Origin of the sequence: Corynebacterium variabile, from assembly GCF_006539825.1 — a bacterium.
GTDB classification, from domain to species: Bacteria; Actinomycetota; Actinomycetes; order Mycobacteriales; family Mycobacteriaceae; genus Corynebacterium; species Corynebacterium variabile.
Genome location: NZ_BJNT01000006.1, coordinates 63999 through 76454 on the forward strand (window position 1 = coordinate 63999; position 12456 = coordinate 76454).

Below are 12456 nucleotides of genomic sequence, written 5' to 3' on the forward strand. Positions count from 1 at the left end.
ATTCAATCAGGCCGCTTGTCGGACTCTTCGCGGTCCGTCGGGTCCACACCCGCGTCGAGCGCGTCCCACAGGACGCGTCCGGAGCCGGGCTCCTCGTTGAGGTCCTCGAGGACGCCCTCACGGCGCGCCTCAGGGGTCTCGTAGCGGCTGTGACCCTGCCGTGCCTCCCCCGGCTTCATCGCCAGCAGGACGCCACCCACCACACCGCACGCCGCAGCCAGCAGCGCCAGGACCACGGGGAAGGTGTGGACTGAGGCGTCGACGACCGTCGCCCAGTCGGAGATCTGCACCGGGTCGGTCGACTTCTGCGTCGCCGCGCCGGTGGTGAGCAGCTGCTGGGCACGGTCCAGGTCCGGGTCGCCGCCGAGCAGCATCACCGCGGCGAACCCTGCGATCGCGGCGAGCGCCGCACTGATCCCGCCGAGGACGCGACGGGCCATCGGGGCCAGCGCGAACGACAGGATCATCGCGGCGAGCATGGCCAACGCCAGCGGGGTACCCGCGGCGTCCCACACCCGGCCGATGATCTGCTCGGTGGACTCACCGGTCTTGTCGTCGACGACGGACGCCGTCAGCCAGGTCATCTGACCTGTGCCCCACAGCCCCGCCGCGCTGAGCAGGGTGAGGACCAGGGCGAGGTTGCGTCCGTTGAGCCGCTTCTTCACGGCCTTCGTCGCGGTGTCCTTCACGGTGTCTTTCGCGGGCGTCACTCTGCCACCCCCACCGGTCGGACGGTCTCGGCCGCGGCAACCGCACGCAACACCGCCAGGGCCTTGTTCCTGGTCTCGGTGTCCTCGGCTTCCGGATCGGAGTCGGCGACAATGCCGCCACCGGCCTGGACGAAGACGGTGCCGTCCTTGTAGAGACCGGTGCGGATGGCGATGGCCTGGTCGGTGTTACCGGAGAAGTCGAAGTAGCCGACGGTGCCACCGTAGACACCACGGCGGGTGTCCTCCAGCTCGTCGATGATCGCCAGTGCCGAAGGCTTCGGCGCACCGGACAGCGTGCCGGCCGGGAAGGTCGCGGCGAAGGCGTCGAGGGCGGTCTTCCCCTCGGCGAGGCGCCCCGAGACACCCGAGACCAGGTGCATGATCGCGGAGTACTTCTCGACGTGCCGGAAGTCGTGGACGGCGACCGTACCGGGCTCGCACACCCGGCCGAGGTCGTTGCGTCCCAGGTCGACGAGCATGAGGTGCTCGGAGTTCTCCTTCTCGTCGGCGAGCAGCTCCTTCTCGAGCAGCTCGTCCTCCTCGAAGGTCGCACCACGTGGACGCGAACCGGCGATCGGGAAGGTCGTGACCCGGCCGTCCTCGACCTGGACCAGTGACTCCGGCGAGGAGCCGATGATCTGGAAGGCGGTTCCGGAGAAGTCGTCGGTGGGCACGTTCAGCAGGAACATGTACGGGCTGGGGTTGGACACCCGCAGCATCCGGTAGATGTCGGTGCCGGGGACCTGCGTGTCCATCTCGAAGCGCTGCGAGAGCACGATCTGGAAGGCGTCTCCGGCACGGATGTGCTCCTTGCACAGTCCGATGCGACGGATGTGCTCCTCCTTGGTGCGCTGGCGCCGCGGCTCCGGTGCCGGGGTGGAGAAGGTCACCGCGGGCAGCGTCGACGGGGTGGCCAGGCGACGCTCCATCTCGTCGATGCGCTCGACCGCGCCTGCATAGGCCTCGTCGATCCGCTCGTCGGAGCCGTCCCAGTTCACCACGTTGGCGATGAGCCAGACGGTGCCCTCGTGGTGGTCGACCACGGCCACATTGTCGACCAGCATCTGGACCATGTCCGGGACCTGCAGGTCGTTGTCGCAGGTGTCCGGCAGGTCCTCGATGTAGCGGACCATGTCGTGGCCCATGTATCCGACCAGGCCGGAGCTCAGGGTCGGCAGTCCGGGCAGTGGCTCGGTGTGCAGCACCTCCAGTGCATGGCGCACCGCCTCGACGGGATCGGTGGGACCGTCGACGAGGTCGTCCGGTGCCGCACCGGTCCAGTGCGCCTCACCGTCACGGGCGACGAGGGCGCAGCGCGCACCGGTGCCGATGAAGGAGTGGCGTGACCAGGACTGCCCGGGGGCCGCGGACTCGAACAGGAAGGTGCCTGGCCGGTCGGCGGCGAGTTTGGTGTAGGCGCTCAGCGCGCTCTCCCCGTCGGCGAGGACCTTCTTGACGACGGGGACGACGCGGTGACGTGCGCCCAGTCGACGGAAGGTCTCCAGCGACGTGATCTGGTACGGGTCGGACTCAGCAGTAGTCATCACGGACGATCCTAGGCCAGACGGTCGGCGTCGAAACAGGTGTGGTCCCCGGTGTGGCACGCGCCACCGGTCTGGTCGACCTTCACCAGGAGGGTGTCGCCGTCGCAGTCGAGGCGGACCTCGTGGACGTACTGGGTGTGCCCGGAGGTCTCCCCCTTGACCCAGTACTCGCCCCGCGACCGGGACCAGTAGGTGCCCTTGCGGGTGGCGATGGTGTGGGCCAGGGCGTGGTCGTCCATCCAGGCGAGCATGAGCACCTCGCCGGTGGTGTTCTCCTGGACGACGGCCGGCACCAGGCCGGCGTCATTGCGCTTGAGCCGCCCGGCGACGGCCGGGTCGAGATCGTAGGATGCGGGGTCGCTGCGGGTGTCGCTCATCGCCGGACCTCGATTCCGGCGCCCGCCATGGCGTCCTTGACCTCGCCGATGGCGACGTCGCCGAAGTGGAAGATGGACGCCGCGAGCACGGCGTCCGCCCCGGCCTCGACCGCGGGCGGGAAGTCGGCGGCCTTTCCGGCGCCGCCGGAGGCGATGACCGGGATGGAGACGACCTCACGGACCGCCCTGATGAGCTCCAGGTCGAAGCCGTCGCGGGTGCCGTCGCCGTCCATCGAGTTCAGCAGGATCTCGCCGACCCCGAGCTCCTCACCGGTGCGGGCCCACTCGATGGCGTCGAGTCCGGCGGAACGGGTACCGCCGTGGGTGGTGACCTCGAAACCGGAGGGCTGCGGGTCACCTCCCTCGGGCACGCGGCGGGCGTCGACGGAGAGCACGATGCACTGGGCACCGAAGCGTCCGGAGAGCTCGCGCAGCAGCTCGGGACGGTGGATGGCTGAGGTGTTCACGGAGACCTTGTCGGCACCGGCGCGCAGCAGCTGGTCGACGTCGTCCTCGGACCGGACGCCGCCACCGACGGTGAGCGGGATGAACACCTGGTCGGCGGTGCGGCGTACCACGTCGAGCATGGTGCCACGGCCGTCCTTGGACGCCGAGACGTCGAGGAAGGTCAGTTCATCGGCCCCTTCGGCGTCGTAACGGGCGGCGAGTTCGACGGGGTCACCGGCATCCCGCAGGTTCTCGAAATTGACCCCCTTGACGACGCGACCGTTGTCGACGTCGAGACAGGGGATGACACGGACAGCGACACTCATCGGATTCCTCCACGGTCCTTGACGTCCTGGGCATTGCGGGCGGCGGTGCCGATCGGCACTGACTGGATGTGCCGGATCAGATTGGCGTGCACCTCCGTTTCACCGGCGACGATGCCGGAGACGCCCGGGACCCAGCGGTTTCCGGCGAAATCGGTGACCACTCCCCCGTTCTCACGGATCATGAGGATGCCGGCGCAGTTGTCCCAGAGGTTGGGACTGAAGGTCACGGTGCCGCCGAAGACGCCGGCGGCGGTGAAGGCCAGGTCGATGCCGCAGGAGCCGGAGACGCGCATGCGCGGGTAGGTCCGGCCGATGGCGTTGAGCATGTCCTGCCGGTAGGACACCGGCAGGTTGCCGCGGCGCTGGGACAGAATGGAGCCGAAGCCGATCTGGGTGATCGCCGGGTCCGAGGGCGGCATCCGGCGGGCGGGGTGACCGTCGACGAACAGGCCGTGGCCCTTGCGGGCGGTGATCCGGCGGCCGAGCAGTGGCATCTCGCACACCGCGACGACGGCCTCGCCCTTGTGGACCAGTGACACGAGGATGCAGCAGAACGGGTTGCCGACGGCGTAGTTCGCGGTGCCGTCGATCGGGTCGACGACCCAGCAGGTCTCCGGCAGTTCGTGGAGACCCGGGTTCGACGGCCCCTTGGGCGGCTTGCTCTGCGGGCCGTCGAATTCATCGGCGTACTCGTCGTTGGGGTTGATCTCGACCTGCTCGCCGGGACGGACCACGCCGTATTCCTCACCATGGACCGGCATTCCGGTGTAGCGCGTGAGCAGGGTGCGCAGCTGGCGCTCGACGGAGAGGTCGGCTTCGGTGGCGAAGTCACCGGGGCTCTTCATCACCGCCGGGTCGGCACCGACAGCGGCGGTGAAGGTCGCCTCCGCCTCGTCGACGGCGGCCTCGGCGATGGCGAGGAGGGCACGGGTGTCGATCTCGTCGTCGACGAGGTTGACGTCACGGATCTCCGGGGCGTCGTCCGCTCCGGTGGAGAACCGGTCCTCGGATGAGTCGGTCATAAAATCACTCCTGTCCGTCTGTGGGGACGGCCTCGCCGCGAGCCACGGCGAGAGCCTGTTCGAGGGTGAACTTGCCGGCGTAGAGCGCCTTGCCGACGATGGCGGAATCCACCCCGTCGGTGACGGCCTCCGCGAGGGCGGCGATGTCGTCGAGGCTCGAGATGCCGCCGGAGGCGACGACCGGGGCGGAGGTCGCGGCGGCGACCTCACGCAGCAGGTCGATGTTCGGACCGGAGAGCATGCCGTCGCGGGAGACGTCGGTCACCACGAAGCGGGAGCAGCCCTGGGCGTCGAGCCGCTCGAGGACCTCCCAGAGATCGCCGCCGTCGGAGACCCAGCCACGGCCGCGCAGCCGCCACTCGCCGTCGATCTGGCGGGTGTCGAGGCCGATGGCCACGCGGTCGCCGTACTCGCCGATGATGCGCTCGCACCAGTCCGGGTTCTCCAGGGCGGCGGTGCCGATGTTCACGCGGCGGCAGCCGGTGGACAGCGCGCGGACCAGCGACTCGTCGTCGCGGATACCGCCGGAGAGCTCGACGTTGACGTCGAGCCGGCTGATGACCTCGTGGAGCTGGTCGAAGTTGGAGCCGGTCCCGAAGGCGGCGTCCAGGTCGACGAGATGGACCCACTCTGATCCCGCGTTCTGCCAGGCCAGTGCGGCGTCCAGCGGGGCACCGTAGCTGGTCTCGGAACCGGAGGCTCCCTGGACGAGGCGGACAGCCTGACCGTCGCGGACGTCGACGGCGGGGAGCAGGGTGAGAGTCATGTGAACATCCTATCGCGCAGGTGGACGGCCTCGGCCGTATCGTGGGATCGATTATCCCACAGTGTGGTTTGTCGTGGGTTCAGTGGTGGTTCTACAGGGTGGCGAGCCAGTTGTGCAGCAGCTGCGCCCCGGCCTCACCGGACTTCTCCGGGTGGAACTGGGTCGCCCACAGCGGTCCGTTCTCCACCGCGGCGACGAACCGGCAGTCCTCGTGCTGTGCCCAGGTGACCTTGGGTGCCTCGGTGCGACCGTCGGTGACCAGCTCCCAGTTCCGGGCGGCGTAGGAGTGCACGAAGTAGTACCGCTCCGCCGGATCCGCCCCGGCGAACAGTCCGCTACCGTCCGCGGCCTCGAGGGTGTTCCACCCCATGTGCGGCAGCACGGACGCCTCCAGCTTCGTCACCGACCCGGGCCACTGACCGCAGCCCTCGGTGCCGGGGCCGTCACCGTCGGATCCCTCCACGCCGTAGTCGAAGAGGATCTGCATACCGACACAGATGCCGAAGACGGGGCGTCCTCCCGACAGGCGGATGTCGATCATCCGGTCACCGTGGACAGCGCGCAGGCCGGTCATGCAGGCACCGAAGTTCCCGACGCCGGGGACCAGCAGCCCGTCGGCGTTGAGCACCGTGTCCGGGTCGGCGGTGACGGTCACCTCCGCCCCCACATGCTCCAGCGCCCGCTGGGCGGATCGGAGGTTACCGGAACCGTAGTCGAGCAGTGCGACGCGAGGAGTTGCCATGACCGCAGATTCTAGCGTGCAGACCCGTCAGCCACGCGGGCGGCGTCCGGTTGGGGAGTCTGCCGTGAGACGACGCAGCCGGGTACGGATGTTCCCGTGCTCGACGACCCGGTGACGCCCCAGCCACCGGTCCCCCGCCAGCGTGGCCGTACCGAACCCGACCAGCCCGGCACCGGCGAGGAACACCCCGCCGTAGCCGCTGGAGGACGCCACGACGCCGAGCACCGCGGAACCTGCACCGGTACCCGAGTCAAAGGACATGTTCCAGGTGGCGGACGCCTCGGAGAGCCGCTCCTTCGGCATCCGGGCGAACATCATCAGCAGGGTCTCGGACTGGACCCCGCCGAACCCCAGACCGAACAAGGCCGCGGACCCGAGGGCACCGGCCACCAGGGCCGCGCCGGACGGGGCGCTGTGGATGACCGACGCCATGGCGAGCATGCCGCCGACAGCGCACAGGGACGCCCAGACGACGAGCCGGCCCGGCTCCCCGATCCGGTCCGCCCACCAGCCGGAGATGACACGACCGAGGATCTGGGCCGCGCCGGTGACCGCCAGCGCGAACCCGGCCACGGTGGCGGCCGCCGCCGGGTCGATGCCGTCGACGGCGGGGGCGGTGAACGAGGACAGGGCGCCGAAGCCCATCGCACCGGTGCACAGGCCGACGACCGGTACCAGGGCGAGCTTCCACAACGGGGCGTGGGTGCCGCGCTGCCGGACCTCGTGCCCCGTCGGTTCAGCTTTCAGTGACGGGACGCCGAGCGCACCGAGGGCGCCGACCACCCCGCAGACGACGGCGATGAGGAAGACACTGTCACCGGCACGGGTGTAGAGCGTGAGCCCGATACTGAAGCCGAGGATCTCGCCGACGCCGATCGCCGCACCGAAGAAGGCGTTCGCCCGACCGAGCTGCCGGGGCGGGACGAGTTCGGCGAGCAGCGCGGACTGGGCGACAGTCACCGCGCCGAAGCCGATGCCACGCACCGCGGAGACCAGCAGCACGAACCAGGCGCCGCCGTCGATGAGGTAGAACGCGGAGGGCACGCCGAGCAGCACGGCCGCGGCGATCATCACCGGCACGTAGCCGACCGAGCGCAGCAGGCGCGGGACGAAGAACTGGGTGATGACGGTGGCCGCCATGAAGATGCCGGTGGACAGGCCGGCGAGCGCGTCACCGTACCCGTCGTCGAGCATAGCCACCGGGATGACCGGCAGCAGCAGGGACCAGCCGAGGAAGGCACAGAAGACGCTGAGCAGGGTCAGGGGCAGACCCTTGACCTTGAGGACGTCAATCACAGAGTGCCCTTGGTGGACGGCACCCCTGTCACCCGCGGGTCGGACTCGGTGGCGGCACGCAGGGCACGGGCCACCGCCTTGAACTCCGCCTCGGTGATGTGGTGGGGGTCGCGTCCGTAGAGGCAGCGCACGTGCAGGGCGATCCGGGCATTGAAGGCCAGGGTCTCGAAGAAGTGCTGGTTGATCACGGTGGCGTAGTGGCCGCCGATGACGGTGGTCAGCATGGTCTCCGGCTCGCCGGTGCCGACGTAGTAGGGGCGTCCGGAGACGTCGACGACGGCCTGGGCCAGCGTCTCGTCCATCGGGATGTAGGAGTCGGCGAAGCGGCGGATGCCCTTCTTGTCGCCGAGGGCCTGCGCGAACGCCTGGCCGAGGACGATGGCTGTGTCCTCGACAGTGTGGTGGGCGTCCACCTCGATGTCGCCGTCGGCGTGGACGGTGAGGTCGAAGCTGCCGTGTGCTCCGAAGGCGGTGAGCATGTGGTCGAAAAAGGGCAGCTTCGTGTCGATGTCGGTCGTCCCGGTGCCGTCGAGGTTGATCTCGACGGTGATGGCGGATTCCTTCGTGGTCCGCTCGATGCGGGCGATACGGTCGGCGCGTGGTGTGGTCACTTATATTCTCCGATGATCTTGTCGGCGGCGGCGAGGAAGGCGTCGTTCTCCTGCGGAAGTCCCACGGTCATGCGCAGGTGGCCGGCGACTCCCACGTCGCGGATAAGGACGTCGAGGTCGAGGAACCTGGACCACAACTCGTGGGCGTCGGCGTTGTCCGGGACGGCGAAGAAGACGAAGTTCGACTCGCTCGGCACGACCTTGTAGCCCAGGTTGGCGAGGGCCTCGACGACGCGGATCCTCTCCTCCCGCAGCTTCGCGACGGTGGCGAGGGTCTCGTCGGCGTGGCGCAGGGCGACGGTCGACGCAGCCTGGGACAGGGTCGACAGGTGGTACGGCAGGCGAACCAGCATGACGGCCTCGATGAAGGCCGGGTCGGCGACGAAGTAGCCGAGGCGTCCTCCGGCGAAGTCGAAGGCCTTGGACATGGTGCGGGAGACGACCAGGGTCGTCGGGTACTCGGCGAGCAGTGTGGTGGCGCTGGGCTCGTCGGAGAACTCGGCGTAGGCCTCGTCGACGATGACGATGCCACCGACCGCCCGTTCCGCCTCGAGGATGCGGCGCAGGTCGGTCACCGGGGTGATCCCGCCGGTGGGGTTGTTCGGGGTGGTGACGAAGACGATGTCCGGCTTCTGCTCTGCAATGGCAGCGAGAGCCTTGTCGACGTCGATGTCGAAGTTCTCCCCGGTGCGGGGCACGTCGAGGAACTCCGTCTGCGTGCCGGAGGCGAGGATCGGGTGCATCGAGTAGCTCGGGGTGAAGCCCATGACGGACCGGCCCGGACCGCCGAAGGCCTGCAGCAGCTGCTGGAGGACCTCGTTGGACCCGTTGGCGGCCCACACCTGGTCGCGGGTGACCTCGACGTGGGTCTGGCGCGAGACATAGGCGGCGAGCTCGTCACGCAGTTCAACGGCGTCCCGCTCGGGGTAGCGGTTCAGTGTGGTGGCCAGGCGGCGCACCTCGGTGACGAGATCCTCGACGAGGCCCTCGGACGGCGCGTAGGGGTTCTCGTTGGTGTTCAGCTGGTTGGTGACGGTGAGCTGCGGGGCACCGTAGGCGGACTTCCCGCGCAGTTCAGGACGCAGCGGGAGATCGTTCAGATCAGTCATGGCGCTCAGATTTCCGGGTTCTCGAAGCGGGCCTTGACGGCCTCGCCGTGGGCGGGCAGACGCTCAGCGTCGGCCAGGGTGACGACAGTGCCCGCGACCTCTTTGAGCGCGGTCCGGTCGTAGTTGATGACGTCGACGTGCTTGAGGAAGGTATGGGTCGACAGGCCCGAGGAGTGCCGGGCGGTGCCGGAGGTCGGAAGCACGTGGTTCGACCCGGCGGCGTAGTCACCGAGCGGCACCGGGGAGTACGGGCCGATGAAGATCGCACCGGCGTTGGTGATCCGGGCGGCGACGCCCTCGGCGTCCTCGGTCTGGACCTCCAGATGCTCGGCGGCGTAGGCGTCCGCCACCCGCACCGACTCGTCGAGGGTGTCGGTGAGGATGATCCCGGACTGCACGCCCGTGAGGGCCTCGTTGACGCGGTCGTGGTTGAGGGTGACCTGGTAGCGCTCGGCGACCTCGCGGTCGACGGCGTCTGCCAGCTCGGCAGAGTCGGTGATCAGCACCGAAGCTGCCATCGGGTCGTGCTCGGCCTGGCTGATGAGGTCGTAGGCGACAGCGACCGGGTTGGCGGTGCAGTCGGCGAGCACGGCGATCTCGGTGGGGCCGGCCTCGGCGTCGATGCCGACGACGGAGCGGCACAGCCGCTTGGCGGCGGTGACGAAGATATTGCCCGGGCCGGTGATGAGATCCACGGGCTCAAGCTCATCGTCGCCGTAGGCCATCAAGGCGATGGCCTGGCCACCACCGACGGCCCAGATCTCTTCGACGCCGAGCAGCGAGCAGGCTGCCAGCACGGTCGGGTGAGGCCAGCCACCGCAGTCGGCCTGCGGCGGGGAGCAGACGACCAGCGAGCCGACGCCGGCCTCCTGGGCCGGGACGACGTTCATGATCACCGAGGACGGGTAGACCGCCTTGCCACCGGGCACGTAGAGGCCGACGCGGTTGACCGGGATCCAGCGCTCACCGACGAGGCCGCCGGGGGCGATCTCGAGAGTGGCGTCGGTGGGCATCTGGGACGCGTGGAAGGCGCGCACCCGGGAGATGGCCTCGGTCAGTGCCGCGGTGATGGTCGGATCCAGGTTCTCGGTCGCCTCGGCGATGACTGACGCCGGGACGCGGACGGACGCGGGACGCACATGGTCGAAGCTCTCGCCGTACTCCAGGGCCGCGGCGGCACCGCGGTCCCGCACAGCCTCGACCACGGGGGTCACGGCCGGGAGCACATGGTCGATATCGACTCCTCCGCGGGGCAGGATGCGGCGGAGTTCGGCGGTCGAGGGGGTCTTTCCCCTCAGATCCAGACGCGAAAGCATGAGCTGGGATCGTCTCCTCAGGTGATGGTCGGGTATCGTCTGAAGATTCTAGACGTAGTGCACACAGTCGACGGGACGGAGGGTCTTGAGCAGGATGGCGGACGAGGGACAGGGCCGGGAACAGGCCCGGGAGCTGACGGAGCTCCTCCGGGCGTCCGCGGCGGCGGCACGGGCCGGCGACCACGCGACAAGCTGGCGGCTCACCAGTGAGTTCGGTACCCGGTTCTGGCTCGCCGACCCCGCTGATCTGCCGGAGGATCTCCCGACAGCAGAGCGCACCGAGTTCCATGTGCTGCGTGCGGCCGCGGCCGACCGGATGGAGCTGCACGACGACACCGTCGCCGATGTCCGTGCCTGGCGCGCCCTCGCCGAAGACGCCGACGACACCCCCTCGGCGGTGCTCGCGTTGTCGTCGCTGTGCCTGGTGGCCATGGTCGTCGAGTGTGATGACGCGGTGCTGACCTGCGGGCTCGCCCCGACCCCTGCGCTGCTCACCGAACTGGCCGCCCGGCTCACCGATGTCGGTGCGGGTCTGACCGAGGACTCTCCCCGACATGTCCGGGTATGTCTGTCGCTGGCGGCGATGGCCGGACTGACCTGTGCGACCTCCACGGAAAACGCACCCAAGCGTGGCCAGTTCCGTGCCCTGTGCGCCCGCTTCACCTCCCCGACGGTGCAGCCGGGCGACCGGGTGCTCACCGAGGCCCAGCAGCTCCACGCCGACGGCCGGACCGCCGAGGCAGTCACCCTGGTCACCGACCATCTGGCGACCCTGGACCCGGCGGTCACCCCCACCCAGGTCTATGAGGCCCATGATGTGCTCGGCTATCTGTCCCTGACCGCCGGGGAGACGCCGGAGGAGATGGACACCGACGGGGTCCTCGCCCACTGGCGGGCGTGCGCTGAACTCGCCCTCGAACTGGGTGCCCCACTGGAGGGTATGCACCGGGCGGAACAGGTCTGCCAGCTGCTCAACGCCGACGGTGACTATGACGCCGCCTATGACCTCGCCCGCCGCTACGGCAAGGCCCTGGACGGTGCACCGGTGAGCCCCGCCCTGCTGAACCTGCGGGCGGTGCGTGCCCGGTCAGCGCTGGGTGCGGATCTGCCGTACGAGGCCTTCGCCCTGGCTGCCTCCACCGCCGACTGGTCGGCGCTGACCCCGGACTCGGAGCGCACCCTGGCGTGCCTGTCCATCGCCACGATGGCGGCGGAGGAGGCCGGTGAGGCGGGGACGCTGGGCTCCTCGACCGGGGAGACGGTGGTCTCCCTGCTGGAGCGGGCCGCGACCCTGCATCTGGACCGCGGCGAGCGCATCCCGGCCGCCCAGGTGCTGCGTACCGCCGCGAGGGAACGCTGTTCCTCGGGCGAGACCTCGCGTGCGGTGGAGCTCATGGAACGTGCCCTGCGGGTCCTGGAGGATCCGGCGACGGACGCTGCCCGTTCGCCAGACACAGACGACGACATGCTGACCTGGCATCTCGCGGACTGGAACGAGGACATGTCGGCGGTATGGGAGATGGCGGACCGACCGGATCTCGCCGTCGCCTACGCCGAGCGTGCCGCCCGGTACTTCCGGGACGCCCGGGACCACTCCGGTGCGGCGTTGAACTGGGTCAGTGCGGCAGAACTGTACCTGGACCAGGGTGACGGCACGGCCTGCGACCGGGCACTGGACCTGGCACACGTCGAACTGCTCAGTGTGCCGGGTGGCGAGCCGGACGAACCAGGTGCCACCTTCGACACCGGAGAGAACGCCGCGTGGGAGGGCTATCACGCCCTGCGCAATCTGCGGCAGGGTTAACTGCCGGTAATGCCGCCGAACACCAGCGACACCATCATCGCGACGATGACGGTGTTGAAGAAGTACGCCAGCACCGTGTTCATCCGCATCCGACGCCACATCGCCGTCGTGTTGACCTCCGCCGGAGAGCCCACGCCCATTGTCGAGACCATCACCGCGACCGTGACGAAGTCACTGAAGGTCGGCTCCCGGGTGCTCCTGAACTCCAGATGCGGGGTCTCATCCGGCGCCTGCGTCAGGGTCGCCCGCATGTAGTCCAGGGCGAAGCCGTGGACCATCATCGCCCAGGACGCGACCACGGTCACCAGGATGAGGATGATCACCGCGGTATTCTCCCGGACGCCGGGAGTCAGGGCGATGATGATGGTCACGAGCACCGCCACCGT

13 protein-coding genes are annotated in these 12456 nt (G+C 69.2%); 1 reads left to right on the plus strand and 12 read right to left on the minus strand.

The features are described from left to right. Positions 1-2: 2 nt before the first annotated feature. The 11 genes from CVA01_RS04615 to hisD all read right to left on the minus strand — a co-directional run bounded on the left by CVA01_RS04615 (position 3) and on the right by hisD (position 10266). Entirely contained in the window at positions 3-710 is a 708-nt protein-coding gene (locus CVA01_RS04615) for a TIGR02234 family membrane protein (RefSeq protein ID WP_234946354.1), read from the minus strand. Further along, positions 707-2254 (minus strand): anthranilate synthase component I, encoded by a 1548-nt coding sequence (locus CVA01_RS04620; protein ID WP_141328996.1) that lies wholly within the window; start codon positions 2252-2254, stop codon positions 707-709. Before CVA01_RS04620 ends, CVA01_RS04615 begins: the two co-directional genes overlap by 4 nt. A gap of 11 nt (positions 2255-2265) precedes the next feature. Continuing rightward, positions 2266-2631 carry a phosphoribosyl-AMP cyclohydrolase gene (gene hisI / locus CVA01_RS04625; protein ID WP_141328998.1) on the minus strand — a complete coding sequence of 122 codons (366 nt, stop codon included), beginning with the start codon at positions 2629-2631 and terminating at the stop codon, positions 2266-2268. Then, positions 2628-3404: an imidazole glycerol phosphate synthase subunit HisF gene (hisF, locus tag CVA01_RS04630; protein WP_141329000.1), complete on the minus strand. Its 777-nt coding sequence runs from the start codon at positions 3402-3404 to the stop codon at positions 2628-2630. The genes hisI and hisF overlap by 4 nt, the downstream gene beginning before the upstream one ends. Beyond that, the gene (locus tag CVA01_RS04635) at positions 3401-4426 is read right to left on the minus strand and encodes an inositol monophosphatase family protein (RefSeq protein WP_244938153.1); all 1026 of its coding nucleotides are present in this window, start codon (positions 4424-4426) and stop codon (positions 3401-3403) included. The genes hisF and CVA01_RS04635 overlap by 4 nt, the downstream gene beginning before the upstream one ends. Before the next feature lie 4 nt (positions 4427-4430). Then, positions 4431-5192 carry a bifunctional 1-(5-phosphoribosyl)-5-((5-phosphoribosylamino)methylideneamino)imidazole-4-carboxamide isomerase/phosphoribosylanthranilate isomerase PriA gene (priA, locus tag CVA01_RS04640; RefSeq protein WP_141329002.1) on the minus strand — a complete coding sequence of 254 codons (762 nt, stop codon included), beginning with the start codon at positions 5190-5192 and terminating at the stop codon, positions 4431-4433. Positions 5193-5283: 91 nt separating this feature from the next. Then, positions 5284-5934 carry an imidazole glycerol phosphate synthase subunit HisH gene (gene hisH, locus CVA01_RS04645; RefSeq protein ID WP_014009746.1) on the minus strand — a complete coding sequence of 217 codons (651 nt, stop codon included), beginning with the start codon at positions 5932-5934 and terminating at the stop codon, positions 5284-5286. A 27-nt stretch (positions 5935-5961) separates the two neighbouring features. After that, positions 5962-7230: an MFS transporter gene (locus CVA01_RS04650; protein ID WP_141329004.1), complete on the minus strand. Its 1269-nt coding sequence runs from the start codon at positions 7228-7230 to the stop codon at positions 5962-5964. Continuing rightward, a complete protein-coding gene (gene hisB, locus CVA01_RS04655) occupies positions 7227-7841 on the minus strand; it encodes an imidazoleglycerol-phosphate dehydratase HisB (protein WP_014009744.1) in 615 nt (204 codons plus the stop codon). The genes CVA01_RS04650 and hisB overlap by 4 nt, the downstream gene beginning before the upstream one ends. Next, positions 7838-8950: a histidinol-phosphate transaminase gene (locus CVA01_RS04660; RefSeq protein WP_141329006.1), complete on the minus strand. Its 1113-nt coding sequence runs from the start codon at positions 8948-8950 to the stop codon at positions 7838-7840. Before CVA01_RS04660 ends, hisB begins: the two co-directional genes overlap by 4 nt. Positions 8951-8955: 5 nt before the next feature. Continuing rightward, positions 8956-10266, minus strand: a complete 1311-nt coding sequence (gene hisD / locus CVA01_RS04665; protein WP_073883572.1) for a histidinol dehydrogenase — start codon at positions 10264-10266, stop codon at positions 8956-8958. A gap of 94 nt (positions 10267-10360) precedes the next feature. Here hisD and CVA01_RS04670 point away from each other — a divergent pair, with 94 nt between their 5' ends. After that, positions 10361-12070 (plus strand): hypothetical protein, encoded by a 1710-nt coding sequence (locus CVA01_RS04670; protein WP_141329008.1) that lies wholly within the window; start codon positions 10361-10363, stop codon positions 12068-12070. Here the strand turns inward: CVA01_RS04670 and CVA01_RS04675 are convergent. Further along, complete coding sequence (locus tag CVA01_RS04675; protein ID WP_170209700.1) at positions 12067-12441, minus strand: DUF1345 domain-containing protein; 375 nt, start codon at positions 12439-12441, stop codon at positions 12067-12069. The two genes, CVA01_RS04670 and CVA01_RS04675, sit on opposite strands and share 4 nt — an antisense overlap. Positions 12442-12456: the final 15 nt, after the last annotated feature.

What these genes read in the sequence shown, in the direction of transcription:
- hisD (WP_073883572.1), bottom strand. Translation starts at nt 10,266, where the DNA reads ATGCTTTCGCGTCTGGATCTGAGGGGAAAGACCCCCTCGACCGCCGAA.
- hisH (WP_014009746.1), bottom strand. Translation starts at nt 5,934, where the DNA reads ATGGCAACTCCTCGCGTCGCACTGCTCGACTACGGTTCCGGTAACCTC.
- CVA01_RS04620 (WP_141328996.1), bottom strand. Translation starts at nt 2,254, where the DNA reads ATGACTACTGCTGAGTCCGACCCGTACCAGATCACGTCGCTGGAGACC.
- priA (WP_141329002.1), bottom strand. Translation starts at nt 5,192, where the DNA reads ATGACTCTCACCCTGCTCCCCGCCGTCGACGTCCGCGACGGTCAGGCT.
- hisF (WP_141329000.1), bottom strand. Translation starts at nt 3,404, where the DNA reads ATGAGTGTCGCTGTCCGTGTCATCCCCTGTCTCGACGTCGACAACGGT.
- CVA01_RS04660 (WP_141329006.1), bottom strand. Translation starts at nt 8,950, where the DNA reads ATGACTGATCTGAACGATCTCCCGCTGCGTCCTGAACTGCGCGGGAAG.
- CVA01_RS04670 (WP_141329008.1), top strand. Translation starts at nt 10,361, where the DNA reads ATGGCGGACGAGGGACAGGGCCGGGAACAGGCCCGGGAGCTGACGGAG.
- hisI (WP_141328998.1), bottom strand. Translation starts at nt 2,631, where the DNA reads ATGAGCGACACCCGCAGCGACCCCGCATCCTACGATCTCGACCCGGCC.
- CVA01_RS04635 (WP_244938153.1), bottom strand. Translation starts at nt 4,426, where the DNA reads ATGACCGACTCATCCGAGGACCGGTTCTCCACCGGAGCGGACGACGCC.